This window comes from Microbacterium sp. NRRL B-14842, assembly GCF_050470785.1.
Genome location: NZ_JBFLUM010000001.1, coordinates 959276 through 980085, shown reverse-complemented (window position 1 = coordinate 980085; position 20810 = coordinate 959276). Strand labels below are relative to the sequence as shown.

Annotated in this window: 18 protein-coding genes; 6 read left to right on the top strand and 12 right to left on the bottom strand. The window is 71.4% G+C overall.

The features are described 5' to 3' along the window. Window positions 1-19 precede the first annotated feature (19 nt). From def to AB1285_RS04930, 3 genes are all read right to left on the bottom strand, one after another. Window positions 20-511 carry a peptide deformylase gene (gene def / locus AB1285_RS04940; protein ID WP_187661806.1) on the bottom strand — a complete coding sequence of 164 codons (492 nt, stop codon included), beginning with the start codon at window positions 509-511 and terminating at the stop codon, window positions 20-22. Beyond that, window positions 511-2028 (bottom strand): AAA family ATPase, encoded by a 1518-nt coding sequence (locus AB1285_RS04935; RefSeq protein ID WP_370428850.1) that lies wholly within the window; start codon window positions 2026-2028, stop codon window positions 511-513. The genes def and AB1285_RS04935 overlap by 1 nt, the downstream gene beginning before the upstream one ends. Window positions 2029-2093: 65 nt before the next feature. After that, window positions 2094-5501 carry a pyruvate carboxylase gene (locus tag AB1285_RS04930; RefSeq protein ID WP_370428851.1) on the bottom strand — a complete coding sequence of 1136 codons (3408 nt, stop codon included), beginning with the start codon at window positions 5499-5501 and terminating at the stop codon, window positions 2094-2096. Window positions 5502-5593: 92 nt separating this feature from the next. Between AB1285_RS04930 and AB1285_RS04925 the strand changes: the two genes are divergently transcribed. Next, window positions 5594-6406: a ParA family protein gene (locus AB1285_RS04925; RefSeq protein ID WP_025105105.1), complete on the top strand. Its 813-nt coding sequence runs from the start codon at window positions 5594-5596 to the stop codon at window positions 6404-6406. A gap of 68 nt (window positions 6407-6474) precedes the next feature. Here AB1285_RS04925 and AB1285_RS04920 read toward each other — a convergent pair whose 3' ends face one another. The 3 genes from AB1285_RS04920 to AB1285_RS04910 form a co-directional block, all read right to left on the bottom strand. Next, a complete protein-coding gene (locus AB1285_RS04920) occupies window positions 6475-7020 on the bottom strand; it encodes a MerR family transcriptional regulator (RefSeq protein WP_060921155.1) in 546 nt (181 codons plus the stop codon). 99 nt (window positions 7021-7119) lie between these two features. Next, window positions 7120-7806: a MerR family transcriptional regulator gene (locus AB1285_RS04915; RefSeq protein ID WP_280564186.1), complete on the bottom strand. Its 687-nt coding sequence runs from the start codon at window positions 7804-7806 to the stop codon at window positions 7120-7122. Continuing rightward, complete coding sequence (locus tag AB1285_RS04910) at window positions 7806-8288, bottom strand: FHA domain-containing protein (RefSeq protein ID WP_187661811.1); 483 nt, start codon at window positions 8286-8288, stop codon at window positions 7806-7808. Before AB1285_RS04910 ends, AB1285_RS04915 begins: the two co-directional genes overlap by 1 nt. Window positions 8289-8388: 100 nt before the next feature. Between AB1285_RS04910 and AB1285_RS04905 the strand changes: the two genes are divergently transcribed. Further along, a complete protein-coding gene (locus AB1285_RS04905) occupies window positions 8389-9039 on the top strand; it encodes a copper resistance CopC family protein (RefSeq protein WP_370428852.1) in 651 nt (216 codons plus the stop codon). Window positions 9040-9048: 9 nt separating this feature from the next. Then, complete coding sequence (gene lpdA / locus AB1285_RS04900; RefSeq protein ID WP_370428853.1) at window positions 9049-10446, top strand: dihydrolipoyl dehydrogenase; 1398 nt, start codon at window positions 9049-9051, stop codon at window positions 10444-10446. A gap of 52 nt (window positions 10447-10498) precedes the next feature. Here the strand turns inward: lpdA and AB1285_RS04895 are convergent, their stop codons facing one another. From AB1285_RS04895 to AB1285_RS04870, 6 genes are all read right to left on the bottom strand, one after another. Beyond that, window positions 10499-11620: an FAD-dependent oxidoreductase gene (locus AB1285_RS04895; protein ID WP_370428854.1), complete on the bottom strand. Its 1122-nt coding sequence runs from the start codon at window positions 11618-11620 to the stop codon at window positions 10499-10501. Then, window positions 11607-12332, bottom strand: coding sequence for a methyltransferase domain-containing protein (locus AB1285_RS04890; RefSeq protein ID WP_370428855.1), 726 nt, complete (start codon window positions 12330-12332; stop codon window positions 11607-11609). The genes AB1285_RS04895 and AB1285_RS04890 overlap by 14 nt, the downstream gene beginning before the upstream one ends. Continuing rightward, window positions 12329-13486, bottom strand: coding sequence for a type III polyketide synthase (locus AB1285_RS04885; RefSeq protein ID WP_370428856.1), 1158 nt, complete (start codon window positions 13484-13486; stop codon window positions 12329-12331). Before AB1285_RS04885 ends, AB1285_RS04890 begins: the two co-directional genes overlap by 4 nt. 62 nt (window positions 13487-13548) lie before the next feature. Continuing rightward, complete coding sequence (locus AB1285_RS04880) at window positions 13549-14160, bottom strand: CYTH domain-containing protein (protein ID WP_370428857.1); 612 nt, start codon at window positions 14158-14160, stop codon at window positions 13549-13551. Further along, on the bottom strand, window positions 14153-14368 hold the full coding sequence (locus tag AB1285_RS04875; RefSeq protein ID WP_187661817.1) for a response regulator: 216 nt from the start codon (window positions 14366-14368) through the stop codon (window positions 14153-14155). The genes AB1285_RS04880 and AB1285_RS04875 overlap by 8 nt, the downstream gene beginning before the upstream one ends. Window positions 14369-14415: 47 nt before the next feature. Further along, window positions 14416-14886 (bottom strand): prepilin peptidase, encoded by a 471-nt coding sequence (locus AB1285_RS04870; RefSeq protein WP_370428858.1) that lies wholly within the window; start codon window positions 14884-14886, stop codon window positions 14416-14418. Between the two features lie 129 nt (window positions 14887-15015). Here AB1285_RS04870 and AB1285_RS04865 point away from each other — a divergent pair, with 129 nt between their 5' ends. The 3 genes from AB1285_RS04865 to AB1285_RS04855 are packed head-to-tail and all read left to right on the top strand — an operon-like array spanning window position 15016 to window position 20788. Then, entirely contained in the window at window positions 15016-15801 is a 786-nt protein-coding gene (locus AB1285_RS04865) for a hypothetical protein (protein ID WP_370428859.1), read from the top strand. Then, window positions 15798-17333 (top strand): Y-family DNA polymerase, encoded by a 1536-nt coding sequence (locus tag AB1285_RS04860; RefSeq protein ID WP_187661820.1) that lies wholly within the window; start codon window positions 15798-15800, stop codon window positions 17331-17333. Before AB1285_RS04865 ends, AB1285_RS04860 begins: the two co-directional genes overlap by 4 nt. After that, the gene (locus AB1285_RS04855; RefSeq protein ID WP_370428860.1) at window positions 17333-20788 is read left to right on the top strand and encodes an error-prone DNA polymerase; all 3456 of its coding nucleotides are present in this window, start codon (window positions 17333-17335) and stop codon (window positions 20786-20788) included. Before AB1285_RS04860 ends, AB1285_RS04855 begins: the two co-directional genes overlap by 1 nt. Window positions 20789-20810: the final 22 nt, after the last annotated feature.

Genomic DNA, 20810 nt, shown 5'->3' with positions numbered 1-20810 from the left:
TGAAGGGGTGGGTCGGCGGCTAGAACCAGGAGCTCTCGCGAACCTCGCGCATCGCGACCTTCCGGGTCTCTGGGTCGAGCCGGGAGAGGAAGAGCTTGCCGTCGAGGTGGTCGGTCTCGTGCTGGAGCGCCTGCGCGAGCAGCCCGTCCCCCTCGAGCACCACCGGCTGTCCATCGAGGTCGATCCCCTCGACGCGGGCCCAGGGATGGCGCTGGGCGTCGTGCCAGAGTCCCGGCACCGACAGGCAACCCTCCCCCGTCGGCTCGGGCTCGCCGCGGACCTCGGTCAGCACGGGGTTCAGCACGTAGCCGATCTCGCCGTCGACGTTGTAGCTGAAGGCGCGGAGCGCGACGCCGATCTGCGGCGCGGCCACGCCGGCGCGGCCCGGGAGCTCGACGGTCTCCAGGAGATCCGTGACGAGCGCACGCACGCCGTCGTCGATCTCCTCGATGGGTGCGCACACCGTCCGCAGGACCGGGTCGCCGAAGATGCGGATCTCGCGAACCGTCATCAGGCGGCCTTCGCCCGGAGGCCCTCGACGAGGAGCGCCGCGAGTTCCCTCGCCGCCTTCCGCGTCTCGGGGAGGAGGTTCGCGAAGACGATCGTCCCGCCCGCGGCGATCTGCGGGTCGTACGGCACGCGCACGACGCTGCGGGCCCGCGACGCGAAGTGCGCCTGGAGCTCACCCAGCCGCACGAGCGGCGTCCCGGGCGTGGACTGGTTGAGCACCACGATGGCGTCGCGCGCCTGCTGCGCGTACCCGTTGGACTCCAGCCACGTGAGGGTCTCGGACGCCAGCCGCGCCTCGTCGACGCTGAGTCCGGAGACGATGACGATCTGGTCGGCGAGGTCGAGGGTCGCCGACATCACCGAGTGGACGATCCCGGTGCCGGTGTCGGTGAGGACGAGGGAGTAGTAGTGCGCGGCCACATCGGCCACGTCGCGATAGTCGTCGTCGCTGAAGGCCTCGGCGACACGCGGGTCGGCGTCCGAGGCGAGCACGTCGAGGCGCGTCGCATCCCGTGCCACGATCGCGGAGATGTCGTGGAACCCGCGCACGTCGTCCCGGATGCGGACGAGGTCGCGCACGGACTTGCCATGCTGCGCGCGCTGCACCCGGTCGGCGAGCGTTCCGCGGTCGGGGTTCGCGTCCACGGCGATGACGCGGTCCTCCCTCGCGTCAGCGAGGGCCATGCCGAGGAGCGCGGTGACCGTGGTCTTGCCCACGCCGCCCTTCCGCGAGAGCACCGGCACGAACCGGGCACCGCCGGCGAGCGGAGCGGCGATCCGCGCCGTGAGCTCCTTGCGCTCGCGCGCGCGACGGCCGTCGCCGATGTTCAGCCGGCGCCCGGACAGTGTGTAGAGCAGGTGGCTCCACCCGCCCTCGGGTTCCGGCTTGGCCACGCGGTGCGGGTCGAGGAGCCGATCGGAGGTGAGGAGATCTGCGGACTCGCGGGCGGACTCGCCCAGCTCCCCCAGACGCTTCGCGGTGAGGGCCACGTCGGTCCGGGGCGCCGGACGTGCGGGCGCGGATGCGACGGGCTTGTCGTCGGCTTCGGGCATCGTGGTCTCCTTCTGCACGGGCGCCTGCGGGGCACGCGCCGGTTTCGCGGCCGGGACCTCCGCACGGTCGGCGCCGGCCTTCGCGAGGAAGCGGGCGGCCGCCTCCTCCTCCTCCGCGACCAGGTCAGCCGCGGGCTCGGCAGCCGGCACGGGCTCCTCCGGCACGGAATCCGCCACCACGGGCTCCTCCACCACGACGGCGTCGATCACCTCGTCGAGTCGCGGAGCATCGAGGACGGGCTTCGGCGCCGCGGGGAGGGTCACGTCGTCGACGATGAGGTCGATGCCGACCTCCCCGTCCACGACACCGTCGTCGGCGAGGTCGTCATCCTCCTCCGCCGGCAGGGTCACCCGCACCTGCGCGGTTCCGCCGAGGATGCCGATGCCGGCGGTGTCGACGGATGCGGCGTCGTCAAGCACCCCCAGCGGACTGTCCTCGGGGTCGGCGTTGTTCTTCGCGGTCACGTGTCACTCCCAACCTGTGCGGGCCTCGGGATGCGCCCAGGGTGCGCGGCCTCGCCCGCACAAGATTAGTGCGCCGGTCGGATCACGACCAAAAGATCGCCCGCGTCCACCTGCTGCGTCTCGGAGATGGCGTGCCGCTCCACGACCCCGTCCACGGGGGCGGTGATGGCGGCCTCCATCTTCATCGCCTCGATCGACGCGACCGGCTCGCCCGCGCGCACCGTCGCTCCCACCTCGGCCTTGAGGGTGACCACGCCGGAGAACGGCGCCGCCACCTGGCCGGGGACGGACGTGTCGGCTTTCTCGACCTCGTGCGCATCGACCGAGATGGAGCGGTCCCGCACGAACACCGGGCGGAGCTGACCGTTCAGCGTGGTCATCACCGTCCGCATGCCCTTGTCGTCGGCCTCGCCGATCGCCTCGAGCCCGACGTAGAGCTGGACGCCGCGATCGATCTCGATGAGGTGCTCCTGGCCGGGGACCAGCCCGTACAGGTAGTCGCCGGTGTCCAGCACGGACAGGTCGCCGTACTGCTCCCGTCGTTCGGCGAACTCGGCCGCCGGAGCCGGGAAGAGCAGAGTGTTCAGGCGGGAGCGTCGTTGCGCGCTCGTTCCCGCCAGCTCGGCCTCGTCCTGGTCGGTGAGAGCCGTGAGCCCGGTCCGCACGGAACGACCGGCGAGCACCTTGGACCGGAACGGCTCGGGCCAGCCTCCGGGGAGGTCGCCGAGCTCACCCGCCATGAAGCCGACTACGGAGTCGGGCACGTCGTACTTCTCCGGGTTCGCCTCGAAGTCTGCAGGGTCGGCCTTCACGGCGGCGAGATGCAGGGCGAGATCGCCCACCACCTTCGACGACGGGGTGACCTTCGGCACGCGTCCGAGGATGCGGTCGGCCGCGGCGTACATGTCCTCGATGAGCTCGAAGTCGTCGGCGAGCCCGAGGGCCTTGGCCTGCTGTCGGAGGTTCGACAGCTGCCCGCCCGGGATCTCGTGGTGGTACACGCGGCCGGTGGGTCCCGGGAGCCCCGACTCGAACGGCGCGTACTGGCGACGCACCGCCTCCCAGTAGGGCTCCAGATCCGAGACGGCCGCGAGCGAGATCCCGCTGTCCCGCTCCGTGTGGGCGAGGGCGGCGACGAGTGACGACAGCGACGGCTGACTGGTCGTGCCCGACAGCGGCGCCGAGGCGGCGTCCACCGCATCCACGCCGGCGGCGCTGGCGGCGAGCAGGGTCGCGAGCTGCCCGCCGGGGGTGTCGTGGGTGTGCAGGTGCACGGGCAGGTCGAAGCGCTCACGGAGCGCCGAGACGAGCGTCGCGGCCGCAGCGGGGCGGAGCAGGCCCGCCATGTCCTTGATCGCCAGGATGTGCGCGCCGGCCGCGACGATCTGATCCGCCAGCTTCAGGTAGTAGTCGAGGGTGTAGAGCTCCTCTGCCGGGTCCAGCAGGTCCCCGGTGTAGCAGAGCGCCACCTCGGCGACGGCGGTCCCCGTGGCGCGGACCGCCTCGATCGCCGGCCGCATCTGCTCCACGTCGTTCAGCGCGTCGAAGATCCGGAAGATGTCGACGCCGCTTGCCGCCGCCTCCGCCACGAAGGCCTCGGTCACCGCGGTCGGGTACGGCGTGTAGCCGACCGTGTTCCGGCCGCGCAGGAGCATCTGGATGGCGACGTTCGGGAGGGCGGCACGCAGCTTGTCGAGCCGCTCCCACGGGTCCTCGCCGAGGAAGCGCAGCGCGACATCGTACGTGGCGCCGCCCCAGGCCTCGACCGACAGCAGCTCCGGGGTGAGACGGGCGAGGTACGGGGCGGCGGCGACGAGGTCCTTCGTGCGGACCCTGGTCGCGAGCAGCGACTGGTGCGCGTCGCGGAAGGTCGTGTCGGTGATCGCGAGGGCGGTCTGCGCGCGCAGGCCGCGGGCGAAATCCTCAGGGCCCACCTCGAGCAGCCGCTGCCGGGAGCCGGGCGCCGGCTCCGTGCTGAGGTCGATCGGCGGGAGCTTGGTCGCGGGGTCGATGACGCCGGGGTGCGCGCCGTGCGGCTTGTTCACCGTCACGTCCACGAGCCAGTTGAGGATCTTCGTGCCGCGGTCCTTCGAGGCGCGACCGCGGAGCAGCTCCGGGCGCTCGTCGATGAAGGACGTGCTGACGTCGCCGCGGATGAAGGCCTCGTCATCGAGCAGCGCCTGGAGGAAGGGGATGTTCGTGGAGACGCCGCGGATGCGGAACTCGGCGAGGGCACGGCGCGCGCGGGCCACGGCGGCCGGGAAGTCGCGGCCGCGGCAGGTCAGCTTCGCGAGCATCGAGTCGAAGTGCGGGCTGATCTGGGCACCCTGGTGCACGGTGCCGCCGTCGAGCCGGATCCCGGCACCGCCAGGCGAGCGGTAGGTGGTGATCTTCCCGGTGTCGGGACGGAAGCCCTGCGTCGGGTCCTCCGTGGTGATGCGGCACTGCAGCGCGGCACCCCGCAGGTGCAGGTTCTCCTGCTGCAACCCGAGATCGGCGAGGGTCTGCCCCGCGGCGATGCGCATCTGGCTCTGCACGAGATCGACGTCGGTGACCTCCTCGGTCACCGTGTGCTCGACCTGGATGCGGGGGTTCATCTCGATGAAGACGACCTCTCCCGCGCGCTCCCCCGCCGTCTCCAGCAGGAACTCGACGGTGCCGGCGTTCTCGTAGCCGATGGAGCGGGCGAAGGCGACGGCATAGCCGTGCAGGGCCCGGCGCACGTCGTCATCGAGGTTGGGGGCGGGAGCGATCTCGACGACCTTCTGATGCCGCCGCTGCACGGAGCAATCCCGCTCGAACAGGTGCACCGTCTCACCGGTCTTGTCCGCGAGGATCTGCACCTCGATGTGCCGTGGGCGCACGACGGCCTGCTCCAGGAACATCCGGGGGTCGCCGAAGGCGCTGCCGGCCTCCCGCATCGCCTCGGCGAGGGCCGGTCCGAGGTCGCCGAGCGTCTCGACGCGTCGCATGCCGCGGCCGCCACCACCGGCGACGGCCTTGGCGAAGAGGGGGAAGCCGATCTCCTCCGCCTGGGCGACGAGCGCGTCGACGTCGTCGGAGGCCTCGGTCGAGCGGAGCACGGGGACGCCCGCCTCGACCGCGTGCCGCTTGGCCTCGACCTTGTTGCCGGCCATCTCCAGCACCTTCGCGGGAGGACCGATGAAGACGATGCCGTGGGCGGCGGCCTTCTCCGCGAGCTCCGGGTTCTCCGAGAGGAAGCCGTAGCCGGGGTAGATCGCGTCCGCACCCGACTCGGTGGCCACGCGGATGATCTCGTCGACGTCCAGGTAGGCGCGGACGGGATGGCCCCGCTCGCCGATCTCGTATGCCTCGTCGGCCTTGAGCCGGTGGACCGAGCCGCGGTCCTCGTGCGGGAAGACGGCGACGGTGCGCGCCCCCACCTCCACGGCCGCTCGGAATGCCCGGATCGCGATCTCGCCACGATTCGCCACAAGGATCTTCTGGAACATGCACACCTCTGAGAGCTCGATGCACGGCCGAGGCACGCACATGGGGCGGGGCTGAGTGTTCCCCCAGCCTAGGGGAAGGTAACGTGGAGTCCGTGCACGTACTCAGCGTCAGCTCTCTCAAGGGGGGCGTCGGCAAGACGACCGTGACACTCGGGCTGGCCTCCGCGGCTTTCGCCCGGGGTGTCCGGACGCTCGTCGTCGACCTCGACCCGCAGTCCGACGTCTCCACCGGGATGGACATCCAGGTCGCCGGACGACTCAACATCGCCGATGTGCTGGCGAACCCGAAGGAGAAGACCGTCCGCCAGGCGATCACCTCCAGCGGCTGGGCGAAGGTCCACCCCGGCACGATCGACGTGCTGATCGGAAGCCCGTCCGCCATCAACTTCGACGGCCCGCACCCGAGCGTCCGCGATGTGTGGAAGCTCGAGGAGGCGCTCGCAGCGGTCGAGGCGGACTACGACCTCGTGCTCATCGACTGCGCGCCGTCGCTGAACGCCCTCACCCGCACCGCGTGGGCCGCGAGCGACCGCGTCATGGTCGTCACCGAGCCCGGCCTCTTCTCCGTGGCCGCCGCGGACCGTGCCCTGCGCGCGATCGAGGAGATCCGCCGCGGTCTCTCACCGCGCCTCCAGCCGCTGGGCATCGTGGTCAACCGCGTGCGCCCGCAGTCGATCGAGCACCAGTTCCGCATCAAGGAGCTGCGAGACATGTTCGGCCCCCTCGTGCTCTCGCCGCAGCTTCCGGAGCGCACCTCGCTGCAGCAGGCGCAGGGCGCCGCGAAACCGCTGCACATCTGGCCCGGCGACTCCGCTCAGGAGCTCGCCGCGGACTTCGACCAGCTCCTCGACCGCATCATCCGCACGGGTCGCGTCCCCGTTCCGGAGAACGGACCGCAGAGCTGACACCGCGGAACGACGAAACGGCCATCCTCTTCGAGGGTGGCCGTTCTTCGTGAAGCGGGGGTGGAGCGTCAGGCGGAGCGCTTGGCGCGACGGGCGGAGAGCTCGTCGACGGGGTCCGGCGCGGAGGCATCGAAGGCGACGAGCGTCGATTCCACCTCGCGCAGCACCTTGCCGACCGCGATCCCGAAGACGCCCTGACCGCGGCTGACCAGGTCGATCACCTCGTCGTTCGAGGTGCAGAGGTAGACGGACGCGCCATCGCTCATGAGGGTCGTCCCCGCGAGATCGCGGATGCCGGCGCGACGGAGCTCGTCCACCGCGGTGCGGATCTGCTGCAGGGAGATGCCCGTGTCGAGCAGGCTCTTGACGAGCTTCAGGACGAGGATGTCGCGGAAGCCGTAGAGACGCTGCGAGCCGGAGCCGTTCGCGCCGCGCACCGTGGGCTCGACGAGCTCGGTGCGGGCCCAGTAGTCCAGCTGGCGGTAGGTGATGCCGGCCGCACGGGCTGCCACGGCGCCGCGATAGCCGACCTCGTCGTCCATCGCGGGCAGACCGTCGGTGAAGAGGAGTTCGGTCACGAACCGCGGGTCGCCTGCGAGCTCATCCGCATTCATCTGAAATCCTCCCTGGAACGGTTATCTCCACGGTAGAGCAGGGTCCCGGCACCGGCAACGACATCCGTGCGACGCCGAAGGTGTGTCGCAATCAGTTCGTTACGAAAGGATCCGCGTGAGCGCATCCTTCACGAACAACGTCCGGACGTCGTCGATGCGCGTGGCCAGCTCCGGTGCGAGTTCGTTGGCGCGCGCCCGCGAGGTGGCGTCGGTGCGACGCAGCAGCGTGGACAGCGCCGACTCGATGAGCGAGACCTCCCGCTCCGCGCCCTGCCGCAGGGAACGGAGATGACGCGGCTCGATACCGTGCCGGTCGAGGGCCACGAGCCCGCGGAGCAGCGCGACCGTGGACTCCGAATAGGTCTCCTGTGCGGTGATGACCCCGGTGCTGATCGCGTCGTTGAGGAGCTGCGGTCCGGCGCCGGCAGCGGCCAGGAGCTCGTCGCGACGATAGCGCCGCGGCGCCGGGGCGATCGAGGGCGGCGGGGCGAGCGCGGCCGTCTCGCCCGAGGCCTCCGCCTCGTCGAGCTGCTCGCGGATCACGCTGAGCGGAAGGTAGTGATCCCGCTGCAGGGTCAGCCCCAGGCGGAGGCGCTCGATGTCCGAGGAGGAGAACTTCCGGTAGCCGGACTCGGTGCGGGAGGGACGGACGATGCCCTGCACCTCGAGGAACCGCAGCTTGCTGGAGGTCAGGTCGGGGAACTCCGGGGTGAGACGTGCGAGCACCTGACCGATACTCAGCAGGCCCGCGGACGCCGAGCGTTCGCGGGCGGGAGTTGCCGCCATCAGGCGTTCGCCGCGCGGTCGAGCGGGGACGCGAAGAAGTTCAGACGGAACTTGCCGACGCGCAGCTCGGAGCCGTCCGCCAGGGGGCTGCGGTCCACGCGCTCGCCGTTCACGTAGGTGCCGTTGAGGGAGCGCTGATCGATGATCTCGAACGTCGTCCCGTTGCGGGTGATCTCCGCGTGACGGCGGGACACCGTGACGTCGTCGAAGAAGATGTCGGCCTCCGGGTGACGACCGACCGTGGTCACGTCGGTGTCGAGGAGGTACCGCGCACCGGCGAGCGCACCGGAACGGACGAGCAGCAGAGCCGAGCCCGAGGGCAGCGCCGCGATGGCCGACTGCTCGACATCGGTCAACTCCACGCCGAACGGCACGAACGACAGATCGGAATCGTGTCCGAACGTCTGCGTCACGTCGTGTCTCGGCTCGCCGGAGCGATGGATGGCGGCTTCACCGGCCGGTCGGCTGTCGCTGTCTGTCACTGTGCCCTCCTGGCTGTCCAGACTATCCGATCCGGAGGGGTGCGCGGGAGGCCGCTTTCACACTCAGCGGTCCCATACCGGGGATTCATAGGCTGGACTCGTGAAGACCACAGCTCTGCGCCGCCCGGCGGCCCCGATCGCCCTCGCAGCCACCCTCCTCGCCGCATTCCTCGTCCTCCTCTCCCCGCTCTCCGCGTCCGCCCATGACGCGCTCGTGTCGTCGTCGCCTGCGGCGGACAGCTCCGTGGAGACGCTGCCCTCCGAGCTCACCCTCACCTTCAGCGCGAAGCTCATCGACGGCGAAGGAGCGACGGAGCTGACCGTCACGGATCCGGCCGGTCAGTCCGTCATCGACGGCACCCCCACGGTCGAGGGCGCCATCGTGACGCAGCCCCTGCTCGGCTCCGGGCCCGCCGGTGAGTACCACGTCGTCTGGAAGGTCGTCTCGAGCGACGGCCACCCGACCTCCGGCGAGTTCTCCTTCACCGTCACGGTCGGCGACGAGGCCACGCCGTCGGACGAGCCCACCACCGCTCCCCCGACGGCGGCGCCGACGACGGAGCAGACCGCCGCCCCCGAGGCGACCGCGACGACGGCGCCGGGCGCGGGAGACGACGCCGGAGCCCCTTCGGTGTGGATCTGGGTGCTCGCGATCCTCGTGCTCGCCGCGCTGGCCCTTGTCGTCTGGCTCGTCCTGCGCCGCCGCCGGGGACCGGCTCCGACCGATTCCGATACCCCCTCGGAGCGATAGGCTTAAGGCATGCCACACTACGACGTCGTCATCCTTGGTGCAGGTCCTGGCGGATACGTCGCTGCGGTTCGCAGCGCGCAGCTCGGTCTGTCCACCGCCATCATCGAGGAGAAGTACTGGGGTGGTGTCTGCCTCAACGTCGGCTGCATCCCTTCCAAGGCGCTCCTGAAGAACGCGGAGATCGCGCACACGCTGAACCACAAGGCCGACTTCTTCGGGATCTCCGGAGAGTTCACGATCGACTACGGCAAGGCGTTCGACCGCAGCCGCGTCGTCGCCGATGGCCGGGTCAAGGGCATCCACTTCCTCATGAAGAAGAACAAGGTGACCGAGTACGACGGCCGCGGCACCTTCACGGGCCCGAAGGCCATCTCGGTGGCGAAGTCGGACGGCTCCACCGAGGAGATCACCTTCGACAACGCGATCATCGCCACGGGCTCGAAGGTCCGTCTGCTGCCCGGCGTGCAGCTCAGCGACAACGTCGTGACCTACGAGGAGCAGATCCTCTCCCGTGAGCTGCCGAAGTCCATCGTCATCGTCGGCGCCGGCGCGATCGGCATGGAGTTCGCCTATGTGATGACGAACTACGGCGTCAAGGTCACCATCATCGAGTTCCTCGACCGCGCCCTCCCCAACGAGGACGCCGACGTGTCGAAGGAGATCACGAAGCAGTACAAGAACTACGGCGTCGACATCCTCACCTCCACCAAGGTCGAGTCGGTCGTCGACAACGGCTCCTCCGTGACCGTCTCCTACACGGGCAAGGACGGCCAGCAGGCGTCGATCGAGGCCGACAAGGTGCTCATGTCGGTCGGGTTCGCGCCGAACGTCGAGGGCTTCGGGCTCGACAAGACCGGCGTGAAGCTCACCGAGCGCGGCGCGATCGACATCGACGACCATATGCGTACCAACGTCGAGGGCATCTACGCCATCGGCGACGTGACCGCCAAGCTGCAGCTCGCGCACGTCGCGGAGGCACAGGGTGTCGTCGCGGCCGAGACCATCGGCGGCGCCGAGACCATGACGCTGGGCGACTACCGCATGATGCCGCGGGCGACCTTCTGCTCGCCGCAGGTGGCGTCCTTCGGGCTCACCGAGCAGCAGGCGAAGGACGAAGGACGCGAGATCAAGGTCGCGACCTTCCCCTTCATGGCCAACGGCAAGGCGCACGGCCTCGGCGAGCCGGTCGGCTTCGTCAAGCTCATCGCCGACGCCGAGCACCTGGAGCTCATCGGCGCGCACATGATCGGACCCGACGTGTCGGAGCTGCTGCCCGAGCTCACCCTCGCGCAGAAGTGGGACCTCACGGCCCTCGAGCTGGCTCGCAACGTGCACACCCACCCGACCCTGTCTGAGGCGCTGCAGGAGGGCTTCCACGGCCTGGCCGGCCACATGATCAACTTCTGATCCCCCGCCTCGAGAAGGCCCGGTCCGCGCACGCGGACCGGGCCTTCTCGCGTCAGAGGCCGCGCATCGTGATGAGACCGGTCGTCCACGGGCGCAGCGCGGAGGAACCGAGCGTACGCACCAGCCCCTCCCGCACGGCGACGACCGGGGCGACCGCCGGAGCCCCCATCGCCATGAAGAACGCGGAGCGATGATGCGCCTTCCGCGCCGCCCGCTGGACCTCCCGGGCGAAGCCGTCGAGGACGGGGACGGCGCCGCGGTCGGTCCGGCGCAGCGCCGCGACCAGCCGGAGCGCATCCGCCCAGCCGAGGTTCATGCCCTGGCCGCCGATCGGGCTCACCTCGTGCGCGGCGTCGCCGAGCAGCACGATCCGTCCGCGGTGCAGCCGTCGAGCCGCGTGCTGGGCCGCGCGGAACGAGGAGACAGGCGCGGTGGGGTCGACCTCGAGCCTCTCCCCGGTCCGGTGACCGACGATGTCCGCCAGCTCGGCGGCTGTGGACACCGTCCGACCACGGTCTTCGCGCACCACCCAGCGGCGCCGGCCGCCCGGCAACGGGAAGGACTCGACGAGGCCGTCCGGCTCGAAGTACAGCACGGCGCGATCGTCGGCCGGCGGATCATCGACGTCGAGCATCGCGTAGCCTGCGGTTCCGGTGCGCGCCAGCCACCCCGCACCGAACGCCTCCCGCAGGGGACTCCGGACGCCCTCGGCGACGACGACGATCGACGCCGTCTCCTCCCGACGTCCGTACTCGCCGTCGATCCCGACCCGCACGAACGGCCCCTCGTCGCGGACCGAGCGGACGACGGAGCCGGACTGCAGCGCATCCGGTTGCAGCGTCCGGAGACGGTCTCGCAGCAGCTCCTCGGTGCGGGGCTGCGCGAGCGTCAGGATCGGACGCTCGGTGGTGAAGGTCAGGGCGGCGAGTCGCCGGCCGCGGCTGCGGACCTCGCCGCCGGACAGGCGGAGCGCCTCGGAGCGCACGCCAGTACCCACTCCCGCGGCGTCGAGGGCATCGAGCCCCGGTCGATGGATCCCGATCGCCCGCGTCTGCGTGCCCGGCTCGGGGCGACGCTCGCACACCCGCACCCGGCGACCGTCCTGCCCCACGAGGCAGGCGAGGAGCAGCCCGACCGGACCGCCACCCACCACGAGGACATCATGGTCGACCATCGCCACCCTCCCAGCGCAGTTCGAGCCGAGCGGGCAGGTGCGACCGGACCTCCCAGCCCGGCGGCGCGACGGCCGCGAGCTCCCGCGGGGTATAGGAGCGGCGGATGCTCAGGAGGCCGTCGACTCGGATGAAGGAGCCCGCGAGAAGGTTTCCCGCGAACGGCCGGGTGCCCACGGCGAACGCCCCGTAGGCGAGGCGGCTGCGGGCGATGTCGTGGTGGGAGACGAGTCCGCGATCACGGACCAGGACGCGGGAGTCGTCGAGCACCGCGTGCAGCGCTGCGGCGTCGAGGTGATGGAGGACGTGGTTGGAGAGCACGACGTCATAGGTGTCGCCCGCCGCCACGAGGTCCCCGGAGAACGCGTGACGATAGCGGATCCCTGCACCGTCGTCGTGTGCCGAGGCCCAGCGGATCGCACGCTCGTCGGCGTCCAGGGCGGTGACATCGGCGCGGAGGCCGTCGCGACGCAGTCTCCGGACCAGATCGCGGCACAGGTCGCCGCCACCGGCGCCGATGTCGAGGATGCGCAGCACACGCCCGGCCGCCGCCCGGGGACGGATGTCCCGCCGATACAGCCGTCCGGGGCGCGAGACGACCGCGTTGACGGCGCTGAAGCGCCGGTACGTGCGACCGAGCGCCTCCTCATCCGCGTCGGGGTCGTCCATGAGCTCGACGAGGTCGACGGCACGCGCCGACAGGTCCAGGCTCACGGTGCGGGCGCGACCACGGTCAGCAGCGCGCTCTCGGCGGTGAGCCCCGGGCCGAAGGCCATTGCCGCCACGCGGTCACCGGGATCCGCGCCCTCCTGCTCGAGGATGCGCTTCAGCACGAACAGCACGGTCGCACTCGACATGTTCCCGTACTCCCGGAGCGTCTCGCGCGCGGGTCGCAACTGCACGTCGCTCAGGGCCATCCGCTCCTGCACCCGATCGAGGATGCTGCGCCCGCCGGGGTGGATCGCCCAGTGGCGCACCCGCTCGCCCACCCGGCCGGCGGCGAAGGCCGCCGCCAGGCCGTCCTCACGACCGTAGAGCGGCGTGAGCGCCCCGATGATCGACTCCCCGATGATCTGTGGGACGGCGGTCGAGAGGATCATCTCGAAGCCCGAGTCGCCGATCGTCCAGGCCATGTCGTCCACGCCCTCCGGCACGATCGCCGTGTGGAAGCCGTCCAGCCGGAGCGCGGGGACGGCGGTGGGCAGGTCCCGAGCCGTCACGATCCCGGCGGCAGCCCCGTCCGCGAACAGGGAGGAGGCCACGATGGTGTCCGGATCCTCGGAAGAGCGCAGATGCAGCGTGCACAGCTCGACGCTGACGACGAGGACGACCGCGTTCTCATCGGCCGCGCAGAACTGTGCGGCCGCGCGGAGGGCCGGCATCGAGGCGTAGCACCCCATGAAGCCGAGGTGATAGCGCTGGACGGCATCGGACAGGCCGAGCCCACGCACGATCTCATACTCGGGGCCCGGGGCATGGAAGCCGGTGCAGGAGACCGTGATGACGTGCGTCACGTCCGCCGGGTCCAGGTCGGGGTCCGCCTCGAGGGCGCGGCGCGCGACCTCGACGAAGAGACGGGAGGCCTCACGCGTGTAGACCTCGTTGCGCGCCTTCGTTCCCGGCGCCAGCAGCCGTCCGGAGGCGCGATCGTAGAACAACGGCTCATCCTGGTCGGCGTCATCGGCCAGCTCCGCGATGACGGTGTGCCGCGAGTCGATGCCGGAGACGTTGAACGACGTCGCCACGATGCGCTGCGCCAGCCGTCCCAGATCGGGCTGGGCGGCGAAGACGTCGCGCACCTGCTCCTGCACGAGGACGGTCTCGGGGACGATCGTCTGCAGCGATCGGAGCACGGGCGGTCGACTCATGTCGTCACTCAACCACCCCGGAGCCGGACGCGGAAAGGGGTTGCATCCGGAGAGTCCGCGGCCTAGAAGCCGAGGGCGCGGGCGAGCTTCGAGTCGGAGCTCGCCTCTCGGCCGCCGACCGCGCGCACGGCGCTTTCGATCGCCGCGAAGAACGCCGAGCGGCCGGCGTCGTCGGAGGGGCCTGCGGGCCCGAGTTCGACCTCCCACTCCCGCCACGCACGTCGCGCCCCGGTGCGCAGGTCGGTCGCCTGGACGTGGTCGTCGACGAACTCCGCCACGACGCCGTCCTGTCCGGTGAGGAGGTACGCCGTCCGATCGTTCTCGATGCGGGCGAGAGGCTCCAACGGCGCGGTCGTCCAGGCGGCGATCGCCTCGCGCACCGCCGTCGGGATCTCCTCATCGCCGAGGGGCCAGCCGTGCTCGACCCGGCCGTCGCCCTGCCGCGGACCCTTGATGTGCCACCCCTCGTCCGGTCCGCCGGAGCGACGACGCAGGGCGACACCGGCACGGGCCAGCGCGCCGTCCGCGGTGTCCAGATAGCGGGCGTCGAGGGCACGGTGCTCGGCAGGCGAGACGGCATCGACGCCGGGGATCGCCGCCCAGTCCGGCAGCGGAGTCCCCTCGTCGACGTCGTACTTGCGCTCGACCTCGACGGTGCGAGAGGGCTCAGTCATCCTCAAGCGTGAGGTCCTCGAGGGCTTCCTCGAACCAGTAGTCGACCTCGGTGGGGCCATCGCCCTCGCCCGTGTTCTGCGGCTCGCCGCGGCGGTTGTAGACCACCTGCGTCTCGCTGTAGGGAACGATCAGCTTGTCGTCCGCGTCGTCGTCGAGGGGGATGATCTGCCCGTCCAGCGGGCCGCCGTGAAGTCGTGCGAGTGCCATGTGCCCAGGGTAGCGCCGCCCTCCCCCATTCGGTGCGACCTGCACGGTCAGCCGCCGAAGACACCGAGGACGGCCCCCGCGATCATCCACGGCCCGAAGGCGATGCGCGTCCTCCGGTCGGCCCGTCCCGCGGCGAGGAGCACGAGCGCGAAGACCGCCCCGAGCACGAAGGCGGACGACGCGCCCAGGAGGAACGCGCCCCAGCCGTGCCACGCCAGGAGGAGTCCGATCACGAGGGCGAGCTTCACGTCTCCTCCTCCCATGCCCGCGTGGCTGATCATCCGCAGCACGGCGTAGAAGCCACCGAGCACGAGGGAGCCGAGCAGGCCCCGGCCGAGCGGCGCCGCGTCTGCGGTGACGACGGCGTCGACGGAGACCGCCACGACCAGCAGGGCCAGGGTGGGCAGCACGATGCGGTTCGGCAGTCGGTGCGTGCGGACGTCGATCACGGTGAGCAGGATGCCGATCCCGAGGAGGGCGCCGTGCACGAGACCGAGGAGGGCGAGACGGATGTCCATCCCGGCAGGGTAGGGAGATCCGGGACGGCGCGGAGCGCCCTGTGGACAACCAGGCGGCGATGTCGGATGTACGAACTAGCGTCAGTCTCATCACTTGCTTTATTCGTACATATCTTCGAGGATGGATACATGGGGATCGGGCTCGATGCGATGACCGCGCTCTCTCCGACCAGCGACACCCGCGCCGGAGAGGTGCTGCGACTGCGCCGCGAGATCAGCCGGATGCAGCGACGGCGCAGCGAGCACACGCTCCTCCCCCTCGATCCCGCCTTCGCGGCGCTGCTGCCGGAGGAAGGGCTGCAGACGGGCACCTCGTACACCGTCTCCCCCTCGCCCGCCCTCGTGCTCGCGCTGCTCAGCGCCTCCTCCGGTCGGGGCCACTGGTGCGCGGTGATCGGCATGCCCACCCTCGGGGTCGAGGCCGCCGCCGCCTACGGCATCGATCTGAGTCGGCTGATCCTCGTCCCCGACCCGGGAGACCGCTGGCTCGCGGCGGCGTCCGCATTGGCCGAGGTGGTGCCCCTGATCGTCGTGCAGCCGACGACGAGGGCACGGGACGCCGATGTCTCCCGGTTGAGTGCCCGCCTGCGCGACCGCGGGGCCACACTGCTCGTGGCGGAGGAACCGGGCGCCGGGCGCTGGGCGCAGAGCGAGGGGACCATCCGACTGCACGACCCTGATTGGCAGGGGCTCGGCGAGGGGTGGGGGCTGCTCTCGGACTGCACGGTGACGGTCACCGCGCGGACCAGGCACAGCCCCCGCGCCTCGAGCGTGCGCGTGCGACTTCCCGGCGGACACGGAGCCGTGGAGACCGCGGCCGCGGAGCTGACCGCCCTGCCGCCGCTCGCCCCCTCCCCGACGGACAGCGGTGCGTCCGCGTCCTCCGACCTCCTCTTCTGGGCGGAGGCGGGATGAACGCTCCTCTCCGCGTCCTCGTGCTCTGGTTCCCCGACTGGCCGCTGCGGGCGGTACTGGGCGGAGGGCCGCATCCGCCGACGGCCCTGGTGCAGGCGAACACGGTCGTCGCCTGCACCGCCTCAGCGCGGGCGCACGGCGTCCGCATCGGGCAGCGCCGCCGCGTCGCCCAGGGCCTGCTCTCCTCGCTGCAGGTCCTCCCCCACGACGCCGAGAAGGACGAGCGCGCCTTCGTCCCGGTGCTGCAGCTCATCGAGAAGCACGCCCCCGGCGTCACGCTCCTGCGCCCCGGCCTCGCGATCCTGCGCGCCCGCGGCATCGCCCGTTATCACGGCGGAGAGGCCGAAGCGGCGGCGGCGCTGTCCGCGGTCCTCGCTGCGGCCGGCTTCCCCGAGGTGCGTGTCGGCGTCGCCGACGGCCCCTTCACCGCCGAGATCGCGGCCCGCGGCGCCGCCGCCTGCACCGTCGTCCCGCCCGGCGGATCCCGCGAGTTCCTGGCCCCCTATCCCGTGCAGGTACTCCGCGACGAGCAGATCAGCGATCTCCTCCTCCGCCTCGGCGTGCGGACCCTCGGCGAGTTCACCGCGCTCGCCCCTCTCGACGTCCGCGACCGCTTCGGCGAGCACGGCGCCCGCCTGCAGGCCCTCGCCGCCGGCGCCGATTCCCGCCCGCTGGCCCCTCGGCCGCCGGATCCCGAACTGGCCAGGACCATCGAGTTCGAGTCCCCTCTCGGCGGCACCGACCAGGTGGCCTTCGCCGTGCGGCAGACCGCCGATGCCGTGATGCTCGCCCTGGCGGATGCGTCCCTCGTGTGCACCGAGGTGCGGATCGACCTGACCGACGACGACGGCGTCGTCCACTCCCGCACCTGGCTGCATCCGACGAGCTTCGATGCCGCCGACCTCGTGGACCGCGTGCGCTGGCAGCTGGAGGCGCTGGCCGCCCTGACCGCCCGCGAACCCGTCGACGAGGCGAGGGCGTTCGGGGGCATCGTGGCCGCCCGTCTCCTCCCCGTCGCCGTGGACGACGCCGCCCACCACCAACCGGGGCTCTTCGGCTCGGGTACCGATGAGCGGCTGCATCACGCGGTCTCGCGGGTGCAGACCATGCTGGGGCATCAGGGCGTGGTCACCGCCGCCCTCTCCGGAGGGCGCTGGCTCGCCGACCGCCAGGTGCTCACGCCATGGGGCGAGCGTCCGGTGCCTCCGCGTGATCCGCGGTCCCCCTGGCCGGGGAGCCTCCCGGATCCCCTCCCCTCCGAGGTGTTCCGGCCCCCGCGTCCCATCGGCGTCGTCGCGGCGGACGGGAGCACGATCGACGTCGATGACCGCGGCGCCCTCACGCACGATCCCGCCCGCATCGACGGGGCGACCGTGCAGGCCTGGGCCGGCCCGTGGCCCGTGCACGAACGGCGCTGGAGCACGGGCGGCGGCAAACGAGGACACCGGCTCCAGATCGTCGACGACCGCGACCGCGCCTGGCTGGTCTTCCTGGCCGGCGAGCGCTGGTGGGCCGAGGGGAGGTACCGCTGATGGGCTGGCACAATCCGCCGTTGACCTGGGATCAGCTCGAACGCACTCTCAGCGGGGAACCCATCCCCGAAGCGGCCTCCGCACCCCCGGGACTCCGACCGGATCCCGGGCCGGTGAGTCGCCCGCGGAAGCTCGTCCCCCCGGCCCTCCCGGAGCGGCCAGAGGAGGCGGTGCCCTATGCCGAGCTGCACGCGCACTCGTCCTACTCGTTCCTCGACGGGGCGTCCTCCCCCGACGACCTGCTCGCGGAGGCCGAACGTCTCGGCCTGAGCGCGCTCGCCCTCACCGACCACGACGGGTTCTACGGTGCCGCCCGCTTCGCCGAGCTGGCGGAGCTCATGGAGCTGCGCCTGCAGACCGTCTACGGCGCCGAACTCTCCCTCGACCTCCCTTCCGCTCCGCAGGGGGCCGCCGATCCGCCGGGCACGCATCTGCTCGTGCTCGCCCGGGGCCTCGAGGGATACCACCGTCTGTCGGGGGCGATCACCGCGGCCCAGCTGCGCGGCGGGGAGAAGGGGCGCCCGGTCTACGACCTCGACGAGCTGGCAGCGACCGCCGACGGGCACTGGACGATCCTCACCGGCTGCCGCAAGGGGGCGGTACGGCAGGGGCTGGAGGCCGGAGACGCCGCTGCGCCGCTGCGTCACCTCGTCGACCTCTTCGGGCGCGACAACATCGCCGTCGAGCTCTTCGACCACGGCGATCCGCTGGACACCCGGCGCAACGACACCCTCGCCGACCTCGCCCGTCGGATGCGGCTGCCCGTCGTGGCGACCAACAACGTGCACTACGCCCGCCCGGACCAGGCCCCTCTCGCCGAAGCGGTGGCCGCGGTCCGCGCGGTCCGGAGCATGGACGAGCTCGACGGCTGGCTGCCGGCCCACGGGGGTGCGCATCTGCGCAGCGGGGCGGAGATGACCGCCCGCTTCCGACGGTACCCCGGCGCGATCTCCCACGGTCTGGAGCTGGCCGCGGCCTCGGCCTTCCCGCTCCGGATGGCGCGTCCCGCCCTCCCCCGCCAGGACGTGCCGTCGGGGCACACCCCGATGAGCTGGCTGCGGCACCTGGTCTGGGAGGCGGTCCCGTCGAAGTATCCGCGGCTGGACGAAGACGGCCGTCGGCGCATCGCCCGTGAACTCGACGTGATCGAGGAGAAGGACTTCCCCGGGTACTTCCTCATCGTGCACGGCATCGTGGCGGAAGCACGGCGACGCGGCATCCTCTGCCAGGGCCGGGGTTCCGCTGCGGCGAGCGCGGTCTGCTATCTGCTGGGCATCACCGCGGTCGACCCGATCCTCTACCGCCTCCCCTTCGAGCGCTTCCTCGCCACCACCCGCACGGAGGAGCCGGACATCGACGTGGACTTCGACTCGCGGCGGCGGGAGGAGATCATCCAGTGGGTCTATCGGGAGTACGGCAGGGAGCGGGCGGCTCAGGTGGCGAACGTCATCCAGTACCGCCCGAAGAACGCGGTCCGCGACATGGCCAGAGCCCTGGGGCACTCGCCGGGGCAGCAGGACTCCTGGTCGCGGCAGGTGGACGGCTGGGGGTCGGGACTCGAACCCGTCGAGGGGCACGACATCCCCGACACCGTGCTCGACTACGCGGCCGAGCTGCTGAAGGCTCCGCGGCACCTGGGGATCCACTCGGGCGGCATGGTGCTCACCGCCCGGCCGGTCGGTGAGGTGGTGCCGGTCGAGCACGCCCGCATGGAGGACCGCACCGTCATCCAGTGGGACAAGGACGACGCCGCCTTCATGGGGCTGGTGAAGTTCGATCTCCTCGGCCTGGGCATGCTCGCGGCACTGCAGCACTGCTTCGACCTGGTCCGGGAGGCGACGGGCGAGGAGTGGACGCTGGAGACCCTGCCGAAGGAGGAGGCCGGCGTCTACGACATGCTCTGCCGGGCCGATTCGATCGGCGTCTTCCAGGTGGAGTCCCGCGCGCAGATCGGGCTGCTCCCCCGGCTGCAGCCGCGACGCTTCTACGACCTCGCCATCCAGATCGCCCTCATCCGCCCCGGGCCCATCCAGGGCGGCGCCGTGCACCCGTTCGTCCGGCGCAAGATGGCGAAGGACAGGGTGGACGAGGCAAACCGGGAGCGGGAGGCCAGGGGCGAGCCCCCGGAGGACTTCCCCATCCCGTACCCGCACAGCGACCTCGAGGACATCCTCGCGCGGACTCTGGGCATCCCCATCTTCCAGGAGCAGCTCATCCAGATGGCCACGGCCGTCGGCGACTGCACCGCCGATGAGGCCGACCTGCTGCGCCGCGCGATGGGGTCGAAGCGAGGTCTGGAGAAGATCGAGAAGGTCAGGGACAAGCTGTATGCGGGGATGGCCCGCCGCGGGCTCGTCGACGAGGCCGCCGACCGGATCTATGCGCAGATCCAGGCGTTCTCGAACTTCGGGTTCGCCGAGTCCCATTCGCTGTCCTTCGCGCTGCTCGTCTACGCGAGCTCGTGGTTGAAGCTGCACTATCCGGCAGCCTTCCTCGCGGGTCTGCTGCGGTCGCAGCCGATGGGCTTCTACTCCCCTGCGACCCTCACGGCGGATGCCCGTCGGCACGGCGTGGAGGTCCGCCGCCCGGATCTGCATCTCTCCGGCGCCATCGAGACCCTCGAACCCCTCACCCCGGACGCGGCGGGCACGACCGGGAGGGCCGACTGCCTGGCCGACCCGCAGCCGCCCGTGCACCGGTTCGACAGGAACGCGCCGGACGAGTCCGCGACGCACCGCAGGGACGGACGGTTCGCGGTGCGTCTGGGCCTCAGCGGCATCCGCGGGATCGGGGTGCCGATGGCGGAGCGCATCGTCGCCGAACGGGAGGCTCACGGTCCCTATCGCGATCTGCACGACCTCGTGCGTCGCACCGATGCCACGGCCGCGCAGGTGGAGGCCCTCGCCACCGCCGGAGCCTTCGCATGCCTCGGGCTGGAGCGCCGGGAGGCCATCTGGCTCGCCGGGGCCGCCGCGGAAGACCGCGCCCGGTTCCTCCCGGCGACCACGGTGGCGGTGCAGCCGCCGCTGTTCGCCGACCAGACCAGCTACGAGCGCCTCTCGGCCGATCTCTGGGCCACGGGCATCTCGACCGACGACCACCCGATGACGCACTTCCGTGACGACCTCCGGGCTCGCGGCGTCCTGACCGCCGCGGACCTGCAGCGCCACGAGACCAGACGACGCGTCGAGGTGGCCGGTCTCGTCACCCATCGACAGCGACCCGCCACCGCCGCCGGCGTCACGTTCGTCAACCTCGAGGACGAGAGCGGGTTGGTGAACGTGATCTGCTCGACGGGGGTCTGGGGACGGTTCGGTCGCATCGCCCGAGAGTCCCCCGCGCTCATCATCCGCGGCATCCTCGAGCGCTCACCGGAGGGGGTCGTCAATGTGCTCGCCGACGCCTTCGAAGACCTCCGCACGGGGGTCATGCACCGCTCGCGGGACTTCCGATGACCCCGGTGCGCGAGGGGCCCCG

Bases quoted from the DNA above. Each gene is read 5' to 3' on its own strand.
- def (WP_187661806.1), bottom strand. From the start codon at position 511: ATGACGGTTCGCGAGATCCGCATCTTCGGCGACCCGGTCCTGCGGACG.
- AB1285_RS04930 (WP_370428851.1), bottom strand. From the start codon at position 5,501: ATGTTCCAGAAGATCCTTGTGGCGAATCGTGGCGAGATCGCGATCCGG.
- AB1285_RS04920 (WP_060921155.1), bottom strand. From the start codon at position 7,020: ATGAATGCGGATGAGCTCGCAGGCGACCCGCGGTTCGTGACCGAACTC.
- AB1285_RS04915 (WP_280564186.1), bottom strand. From the start codon at position 7,806: ATGGCGGCAACTCCCGCCCGCGAACGCTCGGCGTCCGCGGGCCTGCTG.
- lpdA (WP_370428853.1), top strand. From the start codon at position 9,049: ATGCCACACTACGACGTCGTCATCCTTGGTGCAGGTCCTGGCGGATAC.
- AB1285_RS04895 (WP_370428854.1), bottom strand. From the start codon at position 11,620: ATGGTCGACCATGATGTCCTCGTGGTGGGTGGCGGTCCGGTCGGGCTG.
- AB1285_RS04885 (WP_370428856.1), bottom strand. From the start codon at position 13,486: ATGAGTCGACCGCCCGTGCTCCGATCGCTGCAGACGATCGTCCCCGAG.
- AB1285_RS04880 (WP_370428857.1), bottom strand. From the start codon at position 14,160: ATGACTGAGCCCTCTCGCACCGTCGAGGTCGAGCGCAAGTACGACGTC.
- AB1285_RS04875 (WP_187661817.1), bottom strand. From the start codon at position 14,368: ATGGCACTCGCACGACTTCACGGCGGCCCGCTGGACGGGCAGATCATC.
- AB1285_RS04870 (WP_370428858.1), bottom strand. From the start codon at position 14,886: ATGGACATCCGTCTCGCCCTCCTCGGTCTCGTGCACGGCGCCCTCCTC.
- AB1285_RS04865 (WP_370428859.1), top strand. From the start codon at position 15,016: ATGGGGATCGGGCTCGATGCGATGACCGCGCTCTCTCCGACCAGCGAC.
- AB1285_RS04860 (WP_187661820.1), top strand. From the start codon at position 15,798: ATGAACGCTCCTCTCCGCGTCCTCGTGCTCTGGTTCCCCGACTGGCCG.
- AB1285_RS04855 (WP_370428860.1), top strand. From the start codon at position 17,333: ATGGGCTGGCACAATCCGCCGTTGACCTGGGATCAGCTCGAACGCACT.